Below are 20,200 nucleotides of genomic sequence, written 5' to 3' on the forward strand. Positions count from 1 at the left end.
CATATGAGCTCTAAAAGTGGGGGACCAGATTCGCCTTCTGAATATTGCTCAGAGCGAATACTTCATCTTTACCATCCACATCAAGAGTTATCATTTCACCCTCGACGGATTTAATCTTGCCTGCCCATCTACGACGGTTTTGTACACCCATGCGTAAAGTCAGGGATACGTCTTCATTGATAAAGCGCTCATAGTGAGCCGCTGTGAATAATGGTCTTTCCAGACCCGGAGACGATACCTCCAGGTTATAGGCCGTGGTAATTGGATCTTCAACATCCAGTACCGCACTGACCTGATGACTGACATCGGCGCAATCATCGACATTAATACCGTTTTCGCTGTCAATGTAGATACGCAGTGTCGATTGACGCCCACGGATGAACTCAATACCAACCAGTTCAAAGCCTAATGCTTCCACCGGTGCGCTTATCAACTCTGTCAACTTCTGCTCTAGCGTGGCCAACCCCACCCCCAAGACATAAAAAAAGGGCATAAAGCCCAGTGATTCTGCTGTCTAATAACAAAAAACCCCGATAAGTCGGGGTTTTTTGCAACTGGACCCTGTTACTGAGAAAGCGATTGAGCTGCTGACTCAGAGAGTATCTTTTCAAATACACAACCACAACAAACTGTCGTTGCTCTATTTGAAAATAAACTAGGGAAAATGGTTGCGGGGGCCGGATTTGAACCGACGACCTTCGGGTTATGAGCCCGACGAGCTACCAGGCTGCTCCACCCCGCGTCCGAACGATGCGTATAATACGCTAACCACCTGCAAAACGCAAATGTTCAAAAGGTAATGCTTATGGGGCAGGCCTGAAATACTAATGCGGTTGGTTTAATGATGATAAATATTCACTAACCGGCTTTGCCTGTCTAAATCCAATGACTGCATCTTTTATATTTGCATACGATAACTTAATGACAATATAAACACCTTAGATACGCGGATAATACGGATTCCTCGGGAAGAAATCAAAATTTTATCTATTAGCGCAACACGGCATTTGATTTTAAAAATGGCCAACATGAGCCAGAAGGCAATAAAAACACGCTATTCGATTAATCTGCCATCGCTGCTGTTCAAGTAAACCGGATACTCAACCACTCACCATTCGATTTTAACCGCTTAGCCTTCAGATCAAACCGCTGACTCAAATTGAGATGTTATCCCTTGACGCGGGTCATGATAATGAGACGTCACTATTATATTCCCCCCCTTATTATTAGGGTGGAAATGACATTTGTCCGGATCAGGCAGCGACTTGCTTAAAACGACATATAACCGGGCTAATCACTCAATTTATTACAGATAGGAAGAAAAAGGATACCTCATGAAAAGAGAGGGAATATTAAAACATATCCCATGGATATTGTTGGCGATACTCGGTGCTTCTTGCCTGGGCGTAGTTGCTCTGCGCCGTGGTGAGTCCATCAGTGCCCTGTGGATTATCGTTGCTTCGGTATCGGTTTATCTGGTGGCATATCGCTACTACAGCCTTTATATCGCTTCTAAAGTGATGCAATTGGATCCAAACCGTGCAACCCCAGCCGTGATTAATAATGACGGTCTGAACTACGTACCTACTAACAAAAAAGTACTGTTTGGTCACCATTTTGCCGCCATCGCTGGTGCGGGTCCTTTAGTTGGTCCTGTATTGGCTGCGCAAGTTGGTTATCTGCCAGGTACCCTATGGCTGTTGGCCGGTGTGGTATTAGCAGGTGCAGTACAAGACTTTATGGTACTGTTCATCTCCTCACGCCGTAACGGTGCTTCACTGGGTGAGATCATCAAAAAGGAAATGGGCCCGGTTCCGGGAACTATCGCGCTGTTTGGCTGCTTCCTGATTATGATCATCATTCTGGCGGTACTGGCTCTGATCGTTGTTAAAGCCTTAGCCGAAAGCCCATGGGGCGTATTCACCGTATGTTCTACTGTACCGATTGCGCTGTTTATGGGGATTTACATGCGCTTCTTACGCCCGGGTCGTGTGGGCGAAGTTTCGGTTATCGGTATCGTACTGTTAGTTGCATCCATTTGGTTCGGTGGCGTTATTGCCCATGACCCATACTGGGGCCCTGCTCTGACTTTCAAAGACACCACTATTACCTATACGCTGATTGGTTATGCCTTTATCTCTGCCTTACTGCCTGTATGGTTGATTCTGGCACCGCGCGATTATCTGGCAACTTTCCTGAAAATCGGTGTTATTGTTGGCTTAGCAATTGGTATCGTGATCCTGAACCCGGACCTGAAAATGCCTGCGGTAACGCAGTTTGTTGACGGTACTGGTCCAGTCTGGAAAGGTTCACTGTTCCCATTCCTGTTTATTACTATTGCCTGTGGTGCTGTTTCTGGCTTCCACGCACTAATCTCTTCTGGTACTACACCAAAACTACTGGCTTGCGAAACCGACTCTCGCTTTATCGGTTACGGCGCAATGCTGATGGAATCTTTCGTAGCTATCATGGCGCTGATCGCGGCTTCTATTATTGAGCCAGGTCTGTACTTTGCAATGAATACCCCACCAGCAGCGTTAGGCATCACCATGCCAGACCTGCACAGACTGGGTACTGCAGATGCGCCAATGATCATGGAATCACTACGTGATGTGACTACTCATGCTGCGGCTACCGTTAGTTCATGGGGCTTCGTCATCAGTCCTGAGCAAATCCTGCAAACCGCTAAAGACATCGGTGAACCTTCAGTACTGAACCGTGCTGGTGGTGCTCCAACATTAGCTGTTGGTATTGCACACGTGTTCCATCAGATCATTCCTGCTGCAGACATGGGTTTCTGGTACCACTTCGGTATTTTATTTGAAGCACTTTTCATTCTGACCGCTCTGGATGCCGGTACTCGTTCTGGCCGCTTCATGCTGCAAGACTTGCTGGGTAACTTCGTACCATTCCTGAAGAAAACCGATTCTCTGGTTGCCGGCATTGTCGGTACTGCAGGTTGTGTTGGTCTTTGGGGTTATTTACTGTATCAAGGCGTAGTGGATCCATTAGGCGGCGTGAAGAGCCTGTGGCCTCTGTTCGGTATCTCCAACCAGATGTTAGCAGCTGTAGCGCTGGTTCTGAGTACTGTTGTACTGATTAAGATGAAGCGTACCAAGTACATTTGGGTTACTGTGATTCCAGCGGTTTGGCTGTTGATCATCACCACTTATGCTCTGGGTCTGAAACTGCTGAGCGACAATCCACAGCTTGAAGGCTTCTTCTTCCAGGCTAACACCTATAAGCAGAAGATCGCAGAAGGTGGCGCTAACCTGACGGCACAACAGATTGCAAACATGAACCACATTGTAGTCAACAACTACACTAACGCTGGTTTAAGCATCCTGTTCCTGTTAGTGGTTTACAGCATCATTTTCTACGGTATCAAAACCGCGATGGCTGCTCGTAAGAAACCAGAACGTACCGATCAGGAAACGCCTTTTGTGCCAGTTCCTGAAGGTGGTATTCAGATTTCTTCGCACCACTAATAGACGTAATGAATACGCTGCATAATGTAAATGATGCCGTATTCAGAACAACTTAAGATCTGATATTCATGGGCGCAGCAAACACTGCGCCCATTATCCATCAGGTTTACAGATAATATCTGTAGCGTATTTTCCTGGAGAACAAAATGTTTGGAAATCTCGGTCAGGCTGGTAAATATCTTGGACAAGCAGCACGTATGTTAATCGGTGTACCTGACTATGATAATTACGTTCAACATATAAAGCTCACTCACCCGGACCAAACGCCGATGACTTATGAAGAGTTTTTCCGCGAACGTCAGGATGCCCGCTATGGTGCAGACGGTAAAGGCGGAATGCGCTGCTGCTAATAAACATTAAGGATGCTATATGAAACCCATTGCAGTCACGATCCTGACAGGCTTTTTGGGTGCAGGTAAAACCACACTGTTACGCCATATTCTGAATGAAAATCACGGTTACAAAATCGCCGTTATTGAAAATGAATTTGGTGAAGTACCGATAGACAACACCATCATTAGCGATCGCGCCAGCCGTATTACTACCCTCAGCAACGGCTGCATTTGTTGCAGTAAATCAGATGAATTGGAAAACGCGCTGTTGGATTTGTTAGATGGCGTAGATAAAAATCAGTTGGAATTTGATCGTCTGATTATCGAATGTACCGGTATGGCCGACCCAGGCCCGATTACTCAAGCGTTTTTTGCCCACGAACTTATTTGCCAACGTTTTCTGTTAGATGGCATCCTCACATTAGTTGATGCAGTACATGCCGATCAGCAACTGAACCAGTTTACTATCTCACAGGCCCAAATCGGCTACGCCGATCGTATTTTGCTAACCAAAACCGATGTGGCAACAGATAACGAAGCGCTGATCCAGCGACTACAGCTAATGAATGCTCGTGCCTCTATACATAAAGTGACTCACGGTAATATCGACCTTAGTCTGTTGTTTGATATTGAAGGCTTTGTACTTAATGATAAGTTAAATGTTGCAGCACCAATGCCAATTTTTCGCCGCATACCTCAGCCACAAAATAATATTCAGTCAATAGTCATTTACCACGATCAACCGGTAGAGCTGATGCAAATATCAGAGGTTATGGAAAATCTTTTGGTGAAATTTGCCGACAACTTACTGCGTTATAAAGGAATTTTATTGATAAAAGACGAGCCTCGTCGTTTGTTATTTCAAGGCGTACAACGCCTGTATAACGCTGACTGGGATCGTGAGTGGCTTTCTGATGAAGAACAGAAAAGCACCATGGTATTCATTGGTATCGATTTACCAGAAGAAGAAATTCGAACCAAATTTGCCGAGTTATCAAACTGATAATTATCATCAATAACACCAATTCAAAAACACAAAAAGCCCTGTAAATACCGGGCTTTTTTGTTTTAATTAACAGTATATCAACTTAATTACCATGATAAAAAATCAGCTTATTAAACTGTTTCATATAATAAAATCACACATATTTGAATTGATATTATATAAATATAATTTATGAAAAATAAATAATTTTACTAATATAAATCAAATAAATAGAAGAATTCTCGATAGTGAAATTAAAAAATAACATAATCTCAACAAAATATAACCATTAAAAATTGAATAATACATAAACATCATTGAGTAAAATTAAGTAAATAATGTCGTTATCTATCCAAAGAATAGATAAGAACTATTGATATTTGACCAACATTTATTCTATTATTATAAAAGCGTTGCTATACAGATGAATTAATCACCAACTCAATCTTGTTGTTATAGATAATTCAATGGAAGCCACATAAGGATATGAATTTGATAAATAAAGAATTATTTATAAAACACACCTCCTGCAAACACGTTGAACATGAAATCAAATGAATTGATTTCTATTTCATAATTTATTATTAGCCGACTAATAAGCTAAAGCTAAACAGTTGCGACTCTGACTTTTTAATGAAGCATCATTCCGATTATAGATAAATCTGTGCGGAGGGAGATTATGACTTCATTTTTTACCAGGTCACTTGGATAAATTTTTCTATCGTTGTGGAGAGTATCAGGGATGAAAAAAATCAAAAAAACGGACATCGCCATCTTAGTGATGACCGCATTGTCTATCTATCCTGCTACCAGTAGCGCCTATTTCACCGCAGAGTGGAACAATACTGGCACCGATTATCACGCTGATGAGAGTTGGAATATCAACTACGATGACAGTGAAAAATCGACCACCATCATCGGTAATACTGACCAAACCATTCACGCCCCTATTGATAGTTGGGATTGGTTTAATCCCCATTCTGTAGGTAGAACCGAGAGATATATTGTTGGCAATGCAGGCGGAAACGCCTCTATTATTTTTGAAAAGGCGCCCGACTTTTTCGTCTGGAGCCAGACTGACAGTGAAATCATCATTGGTAGTGGTACCAATAGCGTAGGTGAAGTCACGTTATTAAGTTCCGGTAAAACTTTAGCTCACCAAAACCCAAACTCTCATTCAATGGAGTCAAGAGAGAATGTCACCGTTGGTTCTGACGGCGGAGACGGTAAGTTAAATATTGTTGGTACCGGCTTTGGGGTTAGTGCTGACGCTAAACTGTTTATTGGCGATGGTACAAACTCATCAGGTCAAGTCTCGGTATTAAGCGGCGGGAAACTACTGGGTGGCGGATATTCAGCCTACCTCCCTCCTGATAGTGAAATCTTTGACGAAACAAATATTGGTACCGCACAAGCGATTATTGGATACAACGGCGGCCAGGGAACGCTTATTGTCAACGGTAAAAATAGCGATGGAACAGCAACCAGCCGTGCTGCCCTCCACACAGGTACCATTGTTGGTTCCGGTGCAAACAGCGTTGGGCAAATATTCGTTAGCGATGAAGCTTATATAAACGCCGTCGGATATTACGAAGGCAATGATACGACAACCATAGATGCACTAACACCTGAAAAAGCAGCATTTGTTATTGGCCATAATAGCGGTACCGGTTTTGTCACTATAGATAATGGTACGCTGAATGTTGCTGGCACCATGGGCAAAAAATACTTTGCAGATTATGATGGTGACGGTATTAATGAACATGAAGAGATTCATGCTGAATCTATCATTGGTGAGATCAATGTTGGCTATTCTGGTCAGGGCACCTTAGTGGTTAAAAATCAGGGTACTGTTAATGCGACCCGGATGTATGAATTTGATGCCTATGATCCTTCAGTTGGTTCCTACTATGATCATCAAATCACTGGTGAACAAGGTTTGCTCTCTATAGCTAAAAATAGCAATTCAACGGGATCACTTTATATCGGCTCACTACTGGGTGATACCATCAGTGAAGCGGGCTATTTAAACGTCAGCAAAGTTCTGTTTGGTGAAGGCCAGGGAAGCGTTAACTTTAACCATAGCAATACTGACTATATTTTCGATACGCCAATGGAAAGCACCGTTCAGGGTTTAGGTAACGTTAATGTTTATAGTGGCGTGACTATTCTTAATCCTGTTGACGAAATGCAGGCTGAAGTTAGCAATACTTATTCTGGTTCAACCACTGTTTATGGTGGTGAATTGCAGGCGGGCAGAGTCAACGTCTTCAGCGCTAATTCATTCCATGACATTCAGCAAAATGGCCTGCTGAATCTGAATGACTACGATCAAACTATCGACTCGATGCACAACGCAGGGACAGTATCCCTGAGCGGAACGGGTGCGCAGACCAATACTCGCCTGACCATCTCACATGATTATGTAGGTAATGGTGGTTCACTAATACTGGACACGGTTTTAGGCGATGATAACTCAGAAACTGACAAGGTAATTATTGAAGGTCAGGCATCTGGTCTGACATACGTGATGATCAATAACGCGGGCGGGACCGGTGGTGAAACCGTTGACGGTATCGAAATTATTACCACTCAAGGTTCAACGGATGATGCCTTTGTTAAAGGTGGGCGTATCGTTGCCGGTGCTTATGAATATGATGTAGCAAAATCGGGAAACAATTGGTATCTAGTGAATTACATTCCACAGCCACCAACTGAGCCTGAAGTACCTACTGAACCCGAAATACCCGTTGAACCAGAGACTCCGACTCCAACCCCTGAACAGCCTGATGAAGGTAATGGGGGAAGCGATGGCGGCATCAAGGTTATGCGCCCGGAAAGTGGTGCTTATATAGCTAACCTGGCGGCAGCCAACACCATGTTCCTGTCTCGCTTACACGATCGGCTGGGTGAAACGCAATATACGGATTACTTAACTGGCGAAACAAAAGTCACCAGCATGTGGTTACGTCAGGAAGGCGGTCATAACCGTAGCAGAACTCAGTCCGGACAAGCAAAAACCCAAACTAACCGTTATGTGGTACAAATCGGTGGAGATGTGGCTCAGTGGAGTACCGATGGTCTGGATCGTCTTAACTTAGGCGTAATGGCTGGCTATGGTTACTCTCATGGTAATACCGATGCCAAATACAGCGCTTACCGCTCCAAAAACAAAGTGGATGGTTATGCTCTGGGTCTGTATGGCACCTGGTATGCTAATCAGGCCGATAAATCCGGACTCTATGTTGACAGCTGGGTGCAGTATGCCTGGTTTGATAATACGGTTCAGGGTGATGGTTTGGCACAAGAGAACTATGACTCTAAAGGCTGGTTAGCTTCGCTTGAGACTGGCTACAGCTTTAAAATGGGTCAGAGCGAACGCGTAAGTTACTGGCTACAGCCAAAAGCTCAGGTAACCTGGATGGGTATCCATGCGGATAAACATTATGAAGCAAATGGGACCAAAGTCACTGGTAATGGAGATAACCTGTCGACCCGCTTAGGCTTACGCGCTTATCGTCAGGGTCATAGCGAAATTGATGATAACACCGGTCGCGTATTCCAACCGTTTGTGGAAGCTAACTGGATCTATAACAGCAAAAACTTTGGCGTAGCGATGAATGGTGTATCCGACTATCAGGCAGGAACCCGTAATATCGGAGAAGTTAAGGTTGGCTTAGAAGCTCACCTGAACAACAATCTGAATATGTGGGGTAGCATTGGTCAGCAAATAGGTGGCGAAGGCTATAGTGATACTCAGGCAATATTTGGAATTAAGTATAGCTTCTGATTAGTTCCGCCCTGAATAAAATATACAGCTGATTTAATGGCTTAATGACAAAGAGGACACAATATGTGTCCTCTTTTTGTGGATAAGCAAAAGCTATCGCATATCTACATATATATGTTTTCCTGAACTAAAGTATTATCCAGTCCCAACGATACGTTGTGGTATACATCAAAAGATTGGCTCTCTATAGCATGCTCAACGTTGGCACCCCCTGATTTCCTCCGGTGAATTGAATAATGTGATATAACCGCTATCTTCATCTTCGGCGGAGATTAAAAGAGCACCGTGCTGGCCATTTTTGTCTTCGGTGCTATCAGGCAATGAAAGTGGCAACTCTCCTGATTTGGCACTACTCGCCACATGAGCTGTTTGAGAATTACTCAATGCTGGCTCAATCAGATCGATAAGAGAATAATTAAATATCAGGTTACTCATACCATTGGTACTATCAGCAGTATTTTTGTCGGTTGTTTTTGTCTCATCATGGGGTTGGTAACTATCAATATTCTGCTCTGTGGCCATCAGTGAAAACAGTACTGATAATCTCGCGTCTCCAGTATCAACAACAAAATTACCATTCTGTGTAACAGAATTTCCCGCGATATCTTGCGCTGTCACCTCCAATGCGACGGAGCCTTGCGGTAATGCCTCCAAAGCTGCAACAGGTACGGTTATCTGCCAATTACCGTTACTACCTGTCTGCGCTGAATAAGTATCGCCGTTAAGTGTTACCAGAATATTCAACCCCGGATGGATATGGGTACTGGTTCCCGTAATAATTAAATCGGTAGTCATTTCACTTGCGCTAAGGGTGTTATCCACCGTCACTGAATTAATATTCAACGTTGGTTGATTTACTGTTTCAGTCATAAAGGTCAGCACTCTGGAAGTATCTGCTTCAATACCACCAACCGTACTAACCGATGCTGTTATTGAGTAAGTATCATCAGGCAAGGCTTGTATATCGGCAGCGGGAATACTGGTTCCCCAACTACCTCCGATACCTACAAAGGCCGTATAAGAAATCCCATTTAAAGTAATTATTACTGACTGACCGGCCTCTACTCCTATCGTTGTCCCCGTAACCGTTAAAGGTGCATTGACTTCCAGAGCATTAATATAATCATCTCCAGCAATCTGGTACATGGCTACTGCCGGGACACTGGTGTTAATCGTAAAGGGATGATCAATCGCTATGATATTGCCAGACAAGTCCCCCATAGTGGCGTGTAATGTATAACTTCCATTACCAAGGCTTTGCAAATCAGCAGTAGGAATATTAAAACTCCAGGAACCGTTAAGATTTGGATTGACAGTATAGGTGAAAGTACCCATGGTCAGCGTGATAATCGAACTGACATCATCCCCGGAGGCAATACCGTATATCCACACCGGTGCGGTCAGCTCTGCGGAGTTAATGATGTCATCTCCGGTTATTGGATCAATCGTTAAAGCAATATAAGTATCCACGATGACGGCATGCTGAGCGGTTGCTTCAGTGCCGCTACTGTTAGTAACACTCGCGGATACAATATAAATATTGTCCGGAGTTGCTCCCACAGCCAAAGCAGGAACAGTAAAACTCCAACTTCCATCTGACTGAACGGTGGCCGTATACTCAAGCTCATTGAAAGTCACGGTTACAATCCGACCTGCCGCCACGCCAGTAGAGGTACCGCTAATTAATAAATCCTGATTAATTTCAGTGGAGTTTATATAGTTGTTATTACTAATATCATTAATGGTCAGCGTAAGAGGTGCTGATGCATTAATAGTAATGTTGTGATCGACGGAGATGCTATTTAAGGCGAAATCGGTATAGCTGGCAGTCAGAGTATAAGGGCCATCGGGAAGAGCCTGAATGTCCGCGGCCGGAATATCCAAACTCCAGCTACCACCTGTTTGTACTGTAGCCGTATAATCCACACCATTAAGCGTTACTGTAACAATTACATTAACATCATCTGCCGATGCTGTTCCGCTGATGGTCACTGGTGAGGCTGCCTCAGTATTATCGATAATATCGTCATCAGCAACGGTACCAATAGTCAGCTCAATTAGGGTATCAACAGTAAGTCCGCCATGAATAGTTACCGAATTACCAATCACATTCGAGACGCTGCCCGTTACGGTATAGTCCCCATCTGATAAAACCGCCACATCCTCAGCCGGAACCACCAGACTCCAGGTTCCATCTTCCAATACTGTTCCCGAATAATTCTGACCATTGAGGTTGATAGTAACTATTTGGCCTTCTTCAACATTGTTCGTATTGCCTGTAACAGTCATCGCCTGAGCGATTTCCTGCAAGTTAATATAGTTATCACCAGTAAATGCGTTGATAATTAAAGTTGGGAGATTAGTGTTTACATCCAGCGTAATGTTATGGTCAACCGAGATACTATTACCTACACTGTCAGACAGGCTGGCACTGATAGTATAATCACCATCTGCCAGTACACTGATATCCGCCGACGGAATAGAGAGACTCCAGGTGCCATCGCTCTGTACCGTAGTGGTATAGTCTGTGCCTTCCAGAGTGACAGTCACTGTCCGGCCACTATCAGCAACATCTGCGGTTCCACTGACCACCACAGAAGAAGCCGCTTCCACAGCATTAATGATATCGTCACCTGATATTGGAGCAACCGTCAGAAATACTTGTGTATCTACCGCGATTAGCTTGGTTTGCGTACTGTTGTTCCCGGCCAGATCGCTGGCACTTAATACAATACCTATCTCTCCCTGAGGGAGGGCTCTTAAATCTATCGATGGGATTTCAATACTCCACAAACCACTACCATCGGCAACCGTGGTATAAGTGATGTTATTTAACACCAGCGTAATAGGCTGTCCGATTTCCAGATCGATATAACTTCCAGTTATGACAAGAGGATTGAGGCTTTCAGGCCCGCTGATAATGTTATCTATTGCTATCGGATCCGTAGTCAAAGTGGGAGGTATGGTATCCACAAAGAAGTCCTGTTGGGGCGCAATACCATAGTTTCCCAGTCCGTCAGCAGCAGCAACAGTAATCGTAATAGTGCCGTTATTAAGCTGTTGTAGAATCTCGGGGGGGTAAATCCAATACCCAGTTGCCATTAACATCAACCTGAGCTACATAGGTATGCCCCCCAGCCTCAGGAGCAACTAATATTGCCCATTTACCACTGCTGTCTCGTTGTGTTATAGCGTGCTGATTAACATTCAAGCCACCAATATTCACCACAACAGTTTGATTTTCTCCATAGGAATTAGTTACACCGCTAAGCTGCTGGGGCTGCGTGATATCACTGCTATTCAGAATATCGTCATTAAAAGGGATATTTAACGTAGGAGCGGGAGGTACAAGTGCCATAGTTACAGACTGACTTGCGCTGGCACTATTCCCAGCAGAGTCAGTAGCGACAGCTGTTAATGTATATATTTCATTACTCATGCCGCTTAACGTATCTGGTGGTAACTCTACACTCCACATACCTTGCTCATCAGCTTTCGTCATATACTGTTGATTATTATAAGTTACTAATATTGATGTTCCTGGCTCAGATGTTCCGGTAATGAAGATAGAGTTATGTGATTCAGCCAGATTAACAACATTATCTGGTGTCATAGGATTAACAGTAACTACAGGTGGAATTGTATCGACTAAAAAAACCGTTGAAACCGTTCCTGTCAGACCAGCACTATTAGCCGCCACTACTGTTACAGGCACTTCCCCTTGTGCCAGAGAAGTTAAGATGGATGGCGAAAGAATTAAACTCCAGTTACCGTTATCATCTACATTTGCCATGTATGTATTTCCGGCAATAGATACGGTTACGCTTTGTCCGGAGCCTGTTATACCTGTTGTACCACTTATTACCTGCTCATTTTGACTTTCAACGAGATTTAACAGGTTATCTGTAAAAGGCGGAACAATGGTTGGAGCAGGGGGAATGGAGGGTTGAGGGTCATCAGTAGATATATCGATAAAAGACCCCTTACTACTATTGTTAGCAATAGCAATTCCTGTCCCCAGTATGGCTAAGGCCCCCAATCCCAATGGGAAGAGATAATCTGAACTATGTTGCTCTCCCAGATAAAGAGGCGAAATATCCTCCATTATTTGATATTCCGGAATAAGTACATTAACTTCCTGACTTTCCGGGAATGTAACATGTACAATCCCCTGTGCATCATCAGTAAAAACTAATTCACTATGAGTTCCATCTACTTCAAAAAAGTAATCTTTACATATTACGACAGAGCCATCCGCCATATGTATAATAAGATCATTGCCTTGACGTTCATAACGAACAACCGTTTTCACATCACCATGAATATCAATAATCGATGGTTCTGTTAATGCTATAGTCTGAGTTCCGGAAAAAAGCGTAACCGAAGAAATAAAATTACCGCCCTCTCTGGACAAAATATTAATTTTATTATTCATTGAATAATTTGAATTATTATCACTATCCATACCATTCCCCAAAATATAAAGCTATGCAGGTTAAAAAATCTCACACACTTAATGAGATAAATTATGGTATGAGTTAAAAATAATTCCATCCGTTAAATAATCATCAATAAAAATTAAAATCAGGGAAGATAAATATATTTACTTCAATAAAATCAACCAGAAAACAAATTAAACTTCAATTAAATAAATTAACACCAAACATACAATAACTAATTATAACAACATGATATAAATAGCCTTGTGCAATATTATTAATTTAAAGAAGCATGCCATAATAAAACAGTAAAATCAGGTGATTGACAAAATTCAACTCATTAATAAAAAACAATAATAGAGAATGTTTTTACCACAACTTTCATTTAAATAATTAATATTTATTGAAAATAAAAAATTACCATAAATAAAACCAAGCGCCAGAAATAAAAAAACCTGCATAAAATCATTTTAAAATACTAACTTTAGTATTAGTTTACATATCATCATCGTCATATTTAATTGATAAGAAAAAGCAATCAATCATAAACGACATAAATATCACTATTAATAGGGAAATATCATCAAACTAATTTATAATGAAAATCGAATAATTTGCTACCAATAACAAGATAATACTACTACCGCTTATCCTGAATGTTCCAAGACAGAGATATGGTATAGTTATCTTGCCGCCTAATTCTGAAAGCTTAATATCAAGAAAACACATTTATTCAAAAGAATACGATCAAAAATAAGTGAAGATAATACAATAGACGATCCAGACGACAATCATCAATATGAGAAAGATGTTGTGATAGCAGTGAGGTATCTTGTTGATGAGATGAATATTGTGCATGACAGAACAATCGTTTTTGAGATGCGCTTGCACATAACAGGAAGAACAATGTGAGTGTCTGGATTGGGAAAGCAAAAACCAAGGCAGCTTCTGGCTATTCTCCAGCAATGGGAGAACAGTGCGTCTCAATGGACCAGCGGATACTATGTTTACGTAATCCTTTCATTTCGTGTTGTTTATTCCAGGTTCATGCCGGCGAGCCTCCCGCAGAGATTTTTAACGGGAAAAAGAAAACTAAAAAATAGGTCAGATTTTTATCTTGATACAAAACTATTTCTTAATCACTTCACCATTCTTAAAAGAGTAAGTACTTTTTTGTTTGCCATCTTCATACCATGAAAGCCATAAACCATCTGATAGACCATTTAAAAATTGACCTTCTTCTTCTTTTTGACCATTAAGATACCAAGAGGTGTAAGAACCTTCTTTCTTTCCATTAACATAATTTAATTCAATCCATTTTTCACCATTCACAGGATACCAGGCAAAACTTGCCCCATGTGGCTTACCATCTAAATAGTTTGTTTCACTAAATTTAACCCCATTAGCCGCCCACATCGTTTTTGTTCCTTCAATGGGTACCGAATCAAATTCTTTTAATGAGGTTGTTTTAACCTTATACGGGTCAGTTAATTTAAGTGTATCTGTAGGATCAGCCTGTTCAGAAAGCACATAAAAGTCCTGAATAAGAGAGCTACCGTCAGAGTTGTTTTGTAGAACAGTTCTATAATAATAAGCATCTGTGGTTTTTCCTGAACACAAGTTCTCTGACATGTCGAAATAAGCAACAATTTGCTCAGTATAGTTATTCGTGTTGTTTGCCCAAACCGTAAAAGGTAACCAAAATAGAACTAAAATGAGTATTTTTTTCATTGTGAATCTTCCCTGTGTTTTATTAATTCTTTTTGCACACTATTATCAACATCTAACTAGTTATAATGCCATGCATAAACCCTTTTGACGGTATAAATTTAACCTAACCGGAAGTATCGTCAATTAATGCTGTATGGCAATAGACAGAAAAAAACACATAGCTACTGAATTTCAGGCATAAAAAAAGACGTCCGTAGACGTCTGTTTACTTCATATTGGTACGAGGACGGGTCTCGACTTTAATTACATCTCAATGATAAATAATGCATAAATTAATAAAAACATTTTTATACCATCATTTATACCATCAAAATAATTTTCTTCTCATCTTATTTGATGCTATCTAACTCTTACTTGCGTATCTTTAGGTCGCTTAAATATAACTATTTAGCGGCCTTGGTATTTGTCTCTCCCAGTTCCTTTTTTATGTGCTTTGCAAAAAGTGCCAATGTAAATATCCCAATAACTAAACCACCAATATATAAAGGCCATCCAGAAAACGCAGCTAATGAATGTAATCCACCAATTTCCTTAGCCGCTTCCCCCATTTCATAGGAGATATACATACCATTAATCACCAGACCATACGCGACAGGAAGACCCGCAAGAACAACAACAGCAAAACGAAAGTATTGCTTCCTTTTAAACGTAGTAACGCCTGTAAGCCCGAATAGCATTAAAACAATAGTAAATGTAATTATTTGCGTTACATTCCCTGATAGCTGACCATACGCTTTTCCAACCGTAATTATATTTTCCATATCTCTCCCATATATCCCTATTACATAATTTCAAGGCAAATTATCATGCTAAATTAATCATTTGACGAGCTTCCATCAGAAACTCTAATCAATCCTAACATAGAAAGGGATTCAGCTACTTACCTACAGTTAATCCGTCAAACCCTGTCAAGAAATTGTGCCTGTAATAGAAAATGACGAACCAGTAACTTTTAGAGAAATTTGTTTGACCTGCTTCAACTCCAAATATTAACTAAGGCCGCTAAGAGCAAGGGATTATGCTGAGTACTTGCCGCAAATCTGTCTAAGTCTGTATAACTTAATAAAACTAAATCAGGTATCAGTCTCAGAATAATTTAGGACATAACCAATGCTTAAATATGGCTTCAGGCCAGTAATGGCACACACTTGCGTTATTATCAGGTTTTTAATCCGTCATAATCAGTCCTAAATTTTAACTATCAACAGAGGGTGAGAAAGCGGCTATTTGTTGAGATAATTTGTTTGACGAGCTTTACTATGAAATTTTGTCTAACATCAGACATAGCAAGGATTATAGCTCTTTTCTGACGCTCAACTTGTCCAAGTCTGTCAAGGTAAATAAAGCTAAATCATCTGCGGGGGGCTAGTTTCTTCCACTGGTAAGCTGGCGCTTTCATTCTTTGGCGATGGAGCTTTTTAGCAGCCAGTGTTGTCGCTATTCTCGTCCTAATCTCTAACAGGTCTTTGCCATCCAAGGTTAAGCCCTGCTGATTAGCGACCTCAATTAGTGTTAATTCGACTGTCTGATGGTCTAACATGATGTACCTCTGAGAACTACGCTGTTATGAGTACCTATTATCGTTTGTCATGTTATCCGCATAAAGCATTAGGCTGCTCTTTGGCGGTTTCCACTTCGGTTTCCAGTAAAATACTTGCGTTTTCTTGCGGTCTGGGTGGTAACTTTTTACTGATAAAAAATATACTAAACTCTTTATATCAGTGGGCTTATAGCTTGGTTCGCACTTAGTTCGCAGTGTGGATTTTTCTGCGTACTATTGCGGATTTTTATCGCCGTTCCTGTGTGTACTTTTCATGTAGGAATACTGCTCTATCCCACCCTATTAATGCTAAGGTTGCGGTAAGAGTCGCGTTTAAAAAACTTTGGTTTTCTTGGGGTTCGCATGGAAACTTTTTGCACCCTAATTAGTTGATTAACCCTGTCAGGATTTGGTTTACAGCTTGGTTTGCAGTGGTAACTCTTGGTGGTAACTTTTCATACTGGTAACCAAAATATACCCACCAAAATGTGATACTCATCACACTATATCTTTTGTATATAAGCAAAAGTGCGTCGGTTTGGTCGGTTGGTCGGTTTTTTATGTAAAAATTGTTATTTATTAATTAGTTATATTGAATAAAAAAACCGACTCTGGATTTTTCAAGGTCGGTTTTTGCTTTCTAAGGTCGGTTTTATTGTGAATTAATAGATACATTCTCTTGATTCTAACTTTTTAGTCTTATTTAAATGATTTTTTACTTACTACTTTTGATTCCCTCACTAACTCAGCAACAATTGAGGATATTTGGGAACTGACCCCGTATTTTTCACTTTCGTACACATAAGAGGTGCCGTTAATTACTCTGCCTGCCAGAGTTCCATTCTCAATCCATTTTTTAATGGTTCGATTATCCGGCTCAGAACCGGATGAGAACCCACGGGTTTTCCATTGGCTTGCTTTCATTAATTTATCATTAGGCATATTCCACCTCTTGCTAAATTATTAATCAAAAACTTTAGGGGTTAATTTAGATAGATTAATTCAAGGAAGTCATAAACTTTTAGTATTTCTGCATAGGAATCGCAAGCAAAATACTCTCGTTTAAATGCTATTGCCGCCTGACCAGTAAAACAGAATACGAGTATCATCCAACCATCCCTTATCATCTGATAGAATGGCTGCGGCTTACCGTTATGTAACTCATTGTTTTCATAGCAAAGCGTAAAATTGCGCTCTGCAAATACCCATTATCTACAGGGTAAATTGCCATTCAGAGAGTAATGATTATTAGAAAAGCACTCAGCCTTTCAGAATACTTTGGCTTTCTTGGGGTCTGGCTGCGGATTGATTATCAACTGAACCGGAGCTAATCCCTGTCTGACTCTGACTTTCTGCGTTATCCGCACTGCGGACATTTTGCGGACTTTCACTTACTACCCATCCTGCGGATTTAATCCTATTGCGGATGGTCTTCTCGTTGACCCCGTACTTATCAGCTATCGCACGAATGGAAAGCTGACCAGAGTGACATTAACAATTAATATATTTTGTTCAATTAAATGCCCTAATACTGAGTGTTATAAATAAATTATTATTGTATGCTAATAAATGTTTTTCATTACATAGGATGACTATGAATTTAATTGATCTTGTCGCAGAAATAATTGATTTCCAGATACAAAAAAATGGATGTCAACTTGAACTTTGCTACCAAGCTTATGATTGTAATAACTGTATTTATGAATCAATACCTCTACACAATATACTAAGAGATAAAAAATTGGCTGATGAATGATCTGTCAAAGAAGATAGGCACAACTTTCAGATTAATATCAAACAAAAAATTATTAATACATTGAAATATTTTAATATTGCTCAAGAAGGATCTGTTAACTCAAGCTCAAATGTACCACCTTTTTTAGGCATGACTTGATCTACCATCTTAATAAATCGTTTCCAACCATATCCACTAGATATAGCCAAGCGTTGAAGCATAACCAAAGAATGAAGATGTTGAGACAACATCGGATTGCCAATATCATCGGTTAACCACTGATGAAGCTTATTATTTCTACTTCCTTTATCATTTTTAGGGGACTTTCTTTCAAGTTCTTTCAATACACCATCACCTAAACGCTCATAAACTAAGTCTCTTGTATAATGAGAAACAACACTATATCTATTTTTACTCATTCCCTGCCATGGCCATCCCCTTAGTTTGTAAATATTTTCATAAAATTCATCAGGAAATTTCTTTGCCCACGCAGCTAACTCTTTACTGATGATTTTATTCAAATATTCTTGTAAAGCATCTCGCGGCCTAACCTCTTGATACCCTGTAGCTTCATCAACTAATGAAACTATACCTACTCTAGCAAAGGCACGTATCAACATATCCGCGTGTTGAGCATATCTATATTCTTGCTCAGTACTCAGAATATTTAGATCTCTCGCAGTCAATATAGACTCGCATATTTCTTGTAAAACAATGGCTTCAAAGCCATCACTCAGACCATCTTTTCTTGGTGATACAGCCCCTATAAATTTAATTGGTGATTGAATGGCCGATACTAATTCATTGTTATTATTGTGATTAACCATCCTATGAGTAGCAATACGGCTAACCCCTTGACCCCGACCTTTCATTCCGATTGCGCTAGTCAACCCTCGTCCAGTAATTACTCTACGACCATCATCAAGAACAAAACATGGTATTTCTATATCAGCGATCTTAAGCGCTCCTCTATGAGTGGCCTTAGGAAGGTTCTTAGCTACAGCACCCATTCTAGCTATTTCAACTCTACGTTCAGGTGTTAATTTCTTAGCCCTCTCTTTTCCACCTTTAGAACGGCCATTCTCATTACTATCCATAGATATACCCTATAAAATAACATTTGATTTCATATTAATTCTAAAAGAACAACATCAGCAAGCTATTTTTAAACTTTGCTTGCTGATAAAGATGAATCCTACTTGAATAATCAAATCTCATATTCGTCACTACCCCTACATAACCGAGAGAGGCTTTTAACAATTAGCTTAAATCAGGAAGTAAAATTTTCTCTATCAAGCCTAAAGCTTTTTTGTCTCGTTCTCCGAAATATTTTGGAGCATGATTTGGCAACCAAACGGTATTAAAGTGCTCTTTGAAATCTGCCAGATACTCATTTGGATACAGTCTTGCAGGATAAATTCGACCATCAGGATATTTATGAGCATATGTTGGAAATGTTTTTGGCTCTACTCCTCGATTTTCTCTTAGCCACTTCGAAAACACCTGACCCTGAGATATATCAGGAACCATGTTTTCAGGCAGTGTATATCCGGCCTGCTCTAATGGAGCAACTAAGTTAAATGTTAACTCATTAAGAATAGAAAAATGTGTATGCGGAATTGCGGCTCTATTAATCATATATCTTTCTAAATGAACCGGAAGTTTAGTTGATGGAACCCCTCCTCCATTCATCCATTCATAAATCCATCCAGACACTCTTACAGCAAACTTTGGAGATAACCACTGAGCAAGATTAATACCAACCTGAGGATGTATCCACGTACCTTGGTTTTCTACTCTCCCACCTTTAAATGTCTGAATTAGCTCCGAAACGGGAATTCCCGTTTCGTTACTTAACTCAGTGAGAAATTCTCCTGTAACCTTAAGCCTTGAATAATCATGAAATGACTTATTAGCTAACTGACACATTGCTGTTGCGTTTATATAGCCATCTTTAGCTCTTAAATGAATTATTTCACCCTCAATTTCATGAGGAATTAAAGCTAGTGGGAATTGATACATTTATAACCACCTTAAAATATTGAAAGAAAAATCAATAATAACGGTAGCTAAAGACTTATTTTTGATCCTGATCTCTAAATGAAAAAATAATTTATATATTAGACTGTTATCTCAATTTTTCCGAATAACTGTACGTCA

13 protein-coding genes, 1 tRNA gene and 1 pseudogene are annotated in these 20,200 nt (G+C 40.6%); 4 read left to right on the forward strand and 11 right to left on the reverse strand.

Going from position 1 to position 20,200, the window contains the following annotated elements:
* Positions 1-10: 10 nt before the first annotated feature.
* Both rimP and GOL65_RS10190 read right to left on the reverse strand, forming a co-directional pair.
* Positions 11-463 (reverse strand): ribosome maturation factor RimP, encoded by a 453-nt coding sequence (gene rimP / locus GOL65_RS10185; protein ID WP_140919745.1) that lies wholly within the window; start codon positions 461-463, stop codon positions 11-13.
* 202 nt (positions 464-665) lie between these two features.
* A tRNA-Met gene (locus tag GOL65_RS10190) sits at positions 666-742 on the reverse strand.
* Between the two features lie 592 nt (positions 743-1,334).
* Here GOL65_RS10190 and GOL65_RS10195 point away from each other — a divergent pair.
* From GOL65_RS10195 to GOL65_RS10210, 4 genes are all read left to right on the forward strand, one after another.
* On the forward strand, positions 1,335-3,488 hold the full coding sequence (locus GOL65_RS10195) for a carbon starvation CstA family protein (RefSeq protein ID WP_140919744.1): 2,154 nt from the start codon (positions 1,335-1,337) through the stop codon (positions 3,486-3,488).
* 146 nt (positions 3,489-3,634) lie between these two features.
* Positions 3,635-3,838 carry a YbdD/YjiX family protein gene (locus GOL65_RS10200; RefSeq protein WP_108901291.1) on the forward strand — a complete coding sequence of 68 codons (204 nt, stop codon included), beginning with the start codon at positions 3,635-3,637 and terminating at the stop codon, positions 3,836-3,838.
* Positions 3,839-3,857: 19 nt separating this feature from the next.
* Entirely contained in the window at positions 3,858-4,823 is a 966-nt protein-coding gene (gene yjiA / locus GOL65_RS10205) for a GTPase (RefSeq protein ID WP_140919743.1), read from the forward strand.
* A 724-nt stretch (positions 4,824-5,547) separates the two neighbouring features.
* Positions 5,548-8,595 (forward strand): autotransporter outer membrane beta-barrel domain-containing protein, encoded by a 3,048-nt coding sequence (locus GOL65_RS10210; RefSeq protein ID WP_140919742.1) that lies wholly within the window; start codon positions 5,548-5,550, stop codon positions 8,593-8,595.
* 195 nt (positions 8,596-8,790) lie between these two features.
* Here GOL65_RS10210 and GOL65_RS10215 read toward each other — a convergent pair whose 3' ends face one another.
* The 9 genes and pseudogenes from GOL65_RS10215 to GOL65_RS10245 form a co-directional block, all read right to left on the reverse strand.
* Complete coding sequence (locus GOL65_RS10215) at positions 8,791-11,697, reverse strand: Ig-like domain-containing protein (RefSeq protein ID WP_179038303.1); 2,907 nt, start codon at positions 11,695-11,697, stop codon at positions 8,791-8,793.
* The gene (locus GOL65_RS10220; protein ID WP_179038304.1) at positions 11,648-13,060 is read right to left on the reverse strand and encodes a BapA/Bap/LapF family prefix-like domain-containing protein; all 1,413 of its coding nucleotides are present in this window, start codon (positions 13,058-13,060) and stop codon (positions 11,648-11,650) included. Before GOL65_RS10220 ends, GOL65_RS10215 begins: the two co-directional genes overlap by 50 nt.
* A 1,102-nt stretch (positions 13,061-14,162) precedes the next feature.
* Positions 14,163-14,765, reverse strand: coding sequence for a toxin-antitoxin system YwqK family antitoxin (locus GOL65_RS10225; protein WP_140919739.1), 603 nt, complete (start codon positions 14,763-14,765; stop codon positions 14,163-14,165).
* A gap of 383 nt (positions 14,766-15,148) precedes the next feature.
* On the reverse strand, positions 15,149-15,526 hold the full coding sequence (locus GOL65_RS10230) for a hypothetical protein (protein ID WP_140919738.1): 378 nt from the start codon (positions 15,524-15,526) through the stop codon (positions 15,149-15,151).
* Positions 15,527-16,116: 590 nt separating this feature from the next.
* The gene (locus tag GOL65_RS22200; RefSeq protein ID WP_140919737.1) at positions 16,117-16,305 is read right to left on the reverse strand and encodes a hypothetical protein; all 189 of its coding nucleotides are present in this window, start codon (positions 16,303-16,305) and stop codon (positions 16,117-16,119) included.
* A gap of 699 nt (positions 16,306-17,004) precedes the next feature.
* Positions 17,005-17,247 carry a hypothetical protein gene (locus tag GOL65_RS10235; RefSeq protein WP_140919736.1) on the reverse strand — a complete coding sequence of 81 codons (243 nt, stop codon included), beginning with the start codon at positions 17,245-17,247 and terminating at the stop codon, positions 17,005-17,007.
* A 41-nt stretch (positions 17,248-17,288) separates the two neighbouring features.
* Positions 17,289-17,486 (reverse strand): annotated as a pseudogene (locus GOL65_RS22595) (hypothetical protein); the annotation flags it as partial.
* A 655-nt stretch (positions 17,487-18,141) separates the two neighbouring features.
* Complete coding sequence (locus tag GOL65_RS10240; RefSeq protein ID WP_140919735.1) at positions 18,142-19,137, reverse strand: P63C domain-containing protein; 996 nt, start codon at positions 19,135-19,137, stop codon at positions 18,142-18,144.
* A 163-nt stretch (positions 19,138-19,300) separates the two neighbouring features.
* On the reverse strand, positions 19,301-20,062 hold the full coding sequence (locus GOL65_RS10245; RefSeq protein WP_140919734.1) for a KilA-N domain-containing protein: 762 nt from the start codon (positions 20,060-20,062) through the stop codon (positions 19,301-19,303).
* Positions 20,063-20,200: the final 138 nt, after the last annotated feature.

The sequence above is a fragment of the Limnobaculum xujianqingii genome, from assembly GCF_013394855.1.
Taxonomy (GTDB): Bacteria; Pseudomonadota; Gammaproteobacteria; order Enterobacterales; family Enterobacteriaceae; genus Limnobaculum; species Limnobaculum xujianqingii.